This is a genomic window from Citrobacter sp. (assembly GCF_050252275.1).
Classification (GTDB): Bacteria; Pseudomonadota; Gammaproteobacteria; order Enterobacterales; family Enterobacteriaceae; genus Citrobacter_A; species Citrobacter_A amalonaticus.
Genome location: NZ_JBFWLF010000324.1, coordinates 1 through 4919, shown reverse-complemented (window position 1 = coordinate 4919; position 4919 = coordinate 1). Strand labels below are relative to the sequence as shown.

8 protein-coding genes and 1 pseudogene are annotated in these 4919 nt (G+C 48.1%); 5 read left to right on the top strand and 4 right to left on the bottom strand.

The features are described 5' to 3' along the window. Nucleotides 1-333 precede the first annotated feature (333 nt). On the top strand, nt 334-837 hold the full coding sequence (locus tag AB7E14_RS20600; protein ID WP_043000320.1) for a non-heme ferritin-like protein: 504 nt from the start codon (nt 334-336) through the stop codon (nt 835-837). A gap of 127 nt (nt 838-964) precedes the next feature. Here AB7E14_RS20600 and AB7E14_RS20595 read toward each other — a convergent pair whose 3' ends face one another. Continuing rightward, complete coding sequence (locus AB7E14_RS20595; protein ID WP_043000319.1) at nt 965-1216, bottom strand: DUF2766 family protein; 252 nt, start codon at nt 1214-1216, stop codon at nt 965-967. 121 nt (nt 1217-1337) lie between these two features. Then, nucleotides 1338-1424, bottom strand: a complete 87-nt coding sequence (azuC, locus tag AB7E14_RS20590; RefSeq protein WP_086513008.1) for a stress response protein AzuC — start codon at nt 1422-1424, stop codon at nt 1338-1340. Between the two features lie 327 nt (nt 1425-1751). Here azuC and AB7E14_RS20585 point away from each other — a divergent pair. Next, nucleotides 1752-1868, top strand: a pseudogene (locus AB7E14_RS20585) (hypothetical protein); the annotation flags it as partial. Nucleotides 1869-1914: 46 nt separating this feature from the next. On the opposite strand, the gene AB7E14_RS20580 reads toward AB7E14_RS20585, so the two are convergent. Then, on the bottom strand, nt 1915-2553 hold the full coding sequence (locus AB7E14_RS20580) for an RpiB/LacA/LacB family sugar-phosphate isomerase (RefSeq protein ID WP_043000317.1): 639 nt from the start codon (nt 2551-2553) through the stop codon (nt 1915-1917). 259 nt (nt 2554-2812) lie between these two features. On the opposite strand from AB7E14_RS20580, the gene yecR reads away from it, so the two are divergent. Together yecR and ftnA are read left to right on the top strand one after the other, a co-directional pair. After that, nucleotides 2813-3148 (top strand): YecR family lipoprotein, encoded by a 336-nt coding sequence (gene yecR, locus AB7E14_RS20575; protein ID WP_044327825.1) that lies wholly within the window; start codon nt 2813-2815, stop codon nt 3146-3148. 182 nt (nt 3149-3330) lie between these two features. Then, a complete protein-coding gene (ftnA, locus tag AB7E14_RS20570; RefSeq protein WP_042318344.1) occupies nt 3331-3828 on the top strand; it encodes a non-heme ferritin in 498 nt (165 codons plus the stop codon). A 34-nt stretch (nt 3829-3862) separates the two neighbouring features. Here ftnA and AB7E14_RS20565 read toward each other — a convergent pair whose 3' ends face one another. Next, entirely contained in the window at nt 3863-4102 is a 240-nt protein-coding gene (locus AB7E14_RS20565) for a YecH family metal-binding protein (RefSeq protein ID WP_044327824.1), read from the bottom strand. Between the two features lie 191 nt (nt 4103-4293). Between AB7E14_RS20565 and AB7E14_RS20560 the strand changes: the two genes are divergently transcribed. After that, a partial coding sequence (locus AB7E14_RS20560) for an aromatic amino acid transport family protein (RefSeq protein WP_428169874.1) occupies nt 4294-4919 on the top strand: 626 nt, incomplete at its 3' end.

Here is a 4919-nt window from a genome sequence, read left to right as displayed (position 1 = left end):
TACCACGCTAAACTATCCACTTTAGTGACTTAAAACATCAATTCAAAATCATACAGCCATTCAAGTTACAACAAAATCAATCAGATATATAATTTCACATTATGTTTACCAAATACGGGGTGATGTATTAACTTCAGTAATGTGTAAAAAATCATAAACAATGCCACTTAAGGATTTTCTTATTCCATTGATGCAGGTATGCTTATTTTCGATTCGCGATGGAATTGACTCTTCGATCACATAATGGACTGGCAGAATGGACGTATTCTGCTAACAGTAAGTTGTGCAGATTAGCTCTGCACATCCCTTCTATCAGGAAATAAGGATATTGATATGGCTGCAGTTGGAATGGTAAACAAACTCAATAATCAAATGAATCTTGAGTTTTATGCTTCCAATCTCTACCTCCATCTGAGTGAGTGGTGTTCTGAACACCGTCTGATGGGTACTGCGACTTTCTTACGTACACAGGCCCAGAGTAACGTCACCCAAATGATGCGCGTCTTTAACTTCATGAAAAATGCCGGGGCGAATCCGGTCGTTAAGGCCATTGATGTACCGGGCGAAGACTTACATTCGCTGGAAGAACTGTTTCAGAAAACAATGGAAGATTATGAGCAGCGCGCCAGCACGCTTTCGCAGCTCACCAACGAAGCGGAAGCCCTGAACGATGCGCCTACCCTGAATTTTCTCCACGCTCTGGAAAAAGAACAGCAGCAAGATGGGCTGTTATTACAAACGATTCTTGAGGAAGTGCGTAGCGCCAAACGCGCGGGACTGTGCCCGGAGCAGACCGATCAGCACGTGCTCAACGTCGTCAATTATCAACAGCATTAATTGACCACGCTATTGGCCTGCATTTCACTCGCCGGCAGGCCAATTCGCAAAGCCTTTTCAGCCTGATGCCTCCACTTTGGTGAGGCATTGCAAAAAGTATTTCTAAAATATAAAACAACGGCTTATTTTAGTGCGCTTCGCCCTGCGGCGTGAATTTCAGTTCAATCAGTGCGATCGCTTTCTGGATAGCGCGCCGCGTGACGGGATCAGCAGCTGCGGGATGCGTTGAAAAATCAATGTTTTTCAGCTGGCTGGTCATTTTTTCGCGAACTTCAACGGGAGCAATTACGTCGAGAACATCGAGAATTTGTTTGATGACGAGCTGGCAGGCGACAACGTCAGAGACCAGTTCCTGATCGGCATTCAGCGGTTGGGACATAGCAGGCGTTCCTGTTAGTGATGAAAGACCGTCATAGTACCGATTCAGAGGCCGAAACGATAGCCACACCTGACGCCGCGGACGACGGGTATAAAAAAACCTGCCGAAGCAGGTTTTTTTATCAGCGGAACATATCGCCCGGCGGTACGTCTTTAAACGTTTTGCAATAATTTTCAAACATGCTTTTCAGGATTTTGCGCAGTTTCATGCCATGACTCCAACTATTTTGTTATGCAGGTGTTATCGTCTATGCGCATATAGTATGACCATCATTACAAAAATCAACCACTTTGTGACTTGCATCACGTTTTATACTTAACATATTCTTTGCATTTGCGACTCTTTCACCAATAAATCAATTACCTACAGCAATATCAGTTCTGGTGAATTTTTATCGTTTTTTTTGAATGGCAAGTGCACGATGCAAGAAGCTCGAACCACAGAAAGCAAACGAGGTATCTCTTCTGCCACCCAGATCACCTTCAGCACGCCTGCCTGGCTTATTTTGCTGGTGCTGTACCTCGGGATTCAGTTTAGCGGCATCAGCTTTCGTCTGGTTTTTGTGGTCATCGCGCTTATCTGCCTGACCGGCATGGTGGATACGTTACGACTGGTGAAAGAGGCGGGCAGCGCGGTGTCTGCCAGGAAGTAAAGTGGAAAGCCGGTGCGCATTACGCCCGCCGGCTTGTCAGCAAAAATTAGCCGAGGATTTCGCGAACGAACGCTTCAATCTCTTTGCTCTGGCCATTTTCAAAGAAGCATTGCTGGAAACGCTGACCAGAAACTGCCGTCTTCACCAGTTCCGGATCGATTGCACGCAGCGTATCAAGATAGTTGTCTTTAACCACCGCCGCTTTGACCTGGTTAAGGATCCCGGCGTTACGCACCTGCGGTTCTTTACGCTCTGGCGGGTAACCTTCGCCATTGCGCCCCGTAAAGGCTTTCTCGAAGATAAAGCGCACGTTCAGTTCCGCTCCCCAGCCAAATCCTTTCGCAAACGGCAGAGACAGCGCATTACCGTTGTTAATCTGCGCGAACAGGAAGGCATCCGCCGGATCAATGCAGTAGCCACACACCACGCCCGGATGAATATTCAGTGACATCAACGCGCCCTGGCCTGTACCACAGCCGGTCACCACAAAATCAACCGCTTTTGAATTCAGCAGAATGCTCGCCATGATGCCAAGATGGATATAGGTCAGGTGGTGGTCATTCTCGTCGCTCATCCCGACGTTGAATACCGGAAAACCCTTTTCATCCGCCACCGCTTTGAGCTCGCGGTGAATGATGGCGTTTTTACCCGCCTGGCTGTTTTCCATCATCAGTGCAATTTTCATTCTGTCTTCTCCTGAATGCGATGCGGGAAGTCCCGCCTTGAGTCATCACGATACCGCACAGTACTACTTAGCAAACATACTTTCAAATTTTATGAAAGATGGTTTTAAAAATGAGGGATAGCTTCACATTTTCTTCAGGTGACCGCAAAATGACCGTCGTCGTGTGAATTAGTCGTTGCTGATCTATAAGTTATTCAGGCTATTGAAACGCTGACGTGTGAATTAGGATAGCGTATCACCGAACATTCAGAGCGATACCATGAAGACTCTTTTTATTGCCCTCTCACTGATACTCCTGACGGGATGCGCGATCAACAGACAGGCACAGGTGAGTGATGCCAGCGCGACAACCGGCGTTGTGCGATTGAGTTACGATCAGGCGATGCTGCAAAACGCCTATACCGACGATTATATCGCCCAGGGCACCGCCACGCGCGCATGTCAGCAACTAGGCTATGCCAGCGCCCAACCATTCGGTCAACCCGTCAGCACCTGCAGTGTGTATGCAGGCTCCCTGTGTATGAACACGAAAATTACACTCTCCTGGCAATGTCAGGGCATCGCCATTTCGCAAGCAACACCTCATTATTATTAATTTACGGGCCAGTATTAACTGGCCTGATTTATCCCGCGCTAATTATTTTATAGCGCAAATGCGTTTTATTCCCATTCGTATTTTTAATAATTAAATTTATTATTTTACCTTTTGCAAATATTTAAATAACAAATTATAGTGACGCCACATCAACATATTTATGAATTTTGTGGAGCGAAGTCATGCTGAAAACAGAAATGATCGACAAACTGAATGAGCAAATGAACCTGGAATTATATTCCTCCCTGCTCTATCAGCAGATGAGTGCCTGGTGTAGCTACCACAGCTTTGAAGGCGCCGCCGCGTTCCTGCGTCGCCACGCGCAGGAAGAGATGACGCACATGCAGCGTCTGTTTGACTATCTGACCGATACCGGCAGCCTGCCGCGCATTAATACCGTCTCATCGCCTTTTGCTGAATATGCATCGCTGGATGAGTTATTCCGTGTGACTTACGAACACGAACAGTTGATCACCCAGAAAATTAACGAGCTGGCGCATGCCGCAATGACCAGTCAGGATTATCCGACCTTTAATTTCCTGCAATGGTATGTTGCCGAACAGCATGAAGAAGAGAAATTGTTTAAATCGGTGATTGATAAATTAACGCTGGCCGGAAAAAGCGGCGAAGGTTTGTATTTTATCGATAAAGAGCTGTCGACGCTCGATACCGCAAATTAATCATAAAACGGTGAGGAAATTCCTCACCGTTTTCTTAATGACGGCATATCTTGCTTTCGTGCGTAGAGAAACCGTCATCCTGAGCGATAAATTTCCCTTTCGCCGCCAGAAACGCCACCAGTTCTTCCGCCGTCATGCCCGACGCTGAGCAAGTATGAAAACGCGCCGCTTCGCCAAACCGCGCCTTAATCGCAGCTTCGAGGCTAGCCGTAGAATAGTTCTCGCCTGACTCAATCATCATATTCAACACTTCGTGACCATGAACAGAATCCATCATTCCTCCTCAATAAAGTGCGTAACCTACGGCGATACGGCATCCGCTGCTTTGCGCCAACGCAGGTTGCGCTCATTTAGGGTGTAAATATTCTTATACAATCGATGTAACGGTCATTTGACGAAAATAGCGTTTTGCCTTACCCTGCGCCGCAGATCTAACCGTTGTTTTTCTCTGGGACAGTGTAAAGCGTGAAGAATAGAACTCTGGGAAGTGTTTTCATCGTGGCAGGCACCACGATTGGCGCAGGGATGCTGGCGATGCCTTTGGCGGCCGCCGGGGTCGGTTTTGGCGTCACTTTAGCGTTATTGTTTGGGTTGTGGGCATTGATGTGCTACACCGCGCTGTTGCTGCTTGAAGTGTATCAGCACGTCCCGGCTGACACCGGTTTAGGGACGCTGGCTAAGCGCTATCTGGGACGCTATGGTCAGTGGATAACCGGCTTCAGTATGATGTTCCTGATGTATGCGCTGACCGCCGCTTATATCAGCGGCGCGGGTGAGTTACTCGCCTCCAGTATCAGCGACTGGACCGGAAGCGAAATGTCCCCCACCGCTGGCGTCCTGCTGTTCACCTTTGTTGCCGGCGGCGTCGTCTGCGTGGGCACCTCGTTGGTCGATCTGTTTAACCGTTTTCTGTTCAGCGCCAAGGTCATCTTCCTTGTGGTGATGCTGGCGCTGCTGATGCCGCACATTCATAAAGTCAATCTTCTGACCCTGCCGCTTGAGCAGGGGCTGGCGCTTTCGGCTATCCCGGTCATTTTCACCTCTTTCGGCTTTCACGGCAGCGTCCCCAGCATCGTGAGTTACATGGAAGG

Coding starts and splice junctions, on each gene's coding strand:
- AB7E14_RS20600 (WP_043000320.1), top strand. CDS start 334: ATGGCTGCAGTTGGAATGGTAAACAAACTCAATAATCAAATGAATCTT.
- AB7E14_RS20595 (WP_043000319.1), bottom strand. CDS start 1,216: ATGTCCCAACCGCTGAATGCCGATCAGGAACTGGTCTCTGACGTTGTC.
- azuC (WP_086513008.1), bottom strand. CDS start 1,424: ATGAAACTGCGCAAAATCCTGAAAAGCATGTTTGAAAATTATTGCAAA.
- AB7E14_RS20580 (WP_043000317.1), bottom strand. CDS start 2,553: ATGAAAATTGCACTGATGATGGAAAACAGCCAGGCGGGTAAAAACGCC.
- yecR (WP_044327825.1), top strand. CDS start 2,813: ATGAAGACTCTTTTTATTGCCCTCTCACTGATACTCCTGACGGGATGC.
- ftnA (WP_042318344.1), top strand. CDS start 3,331: ATGCTGAAAACAGAAATGATCGACAAACTGAATGAGCAAATGAACCTG.
- AB7E14_RS20565 (WP_044327824.1), bottom strand. CDS start 4,102: ATGGATTCTGTTCATGGTCACGAAGTGTTGAATATGATGATTGAGTCA.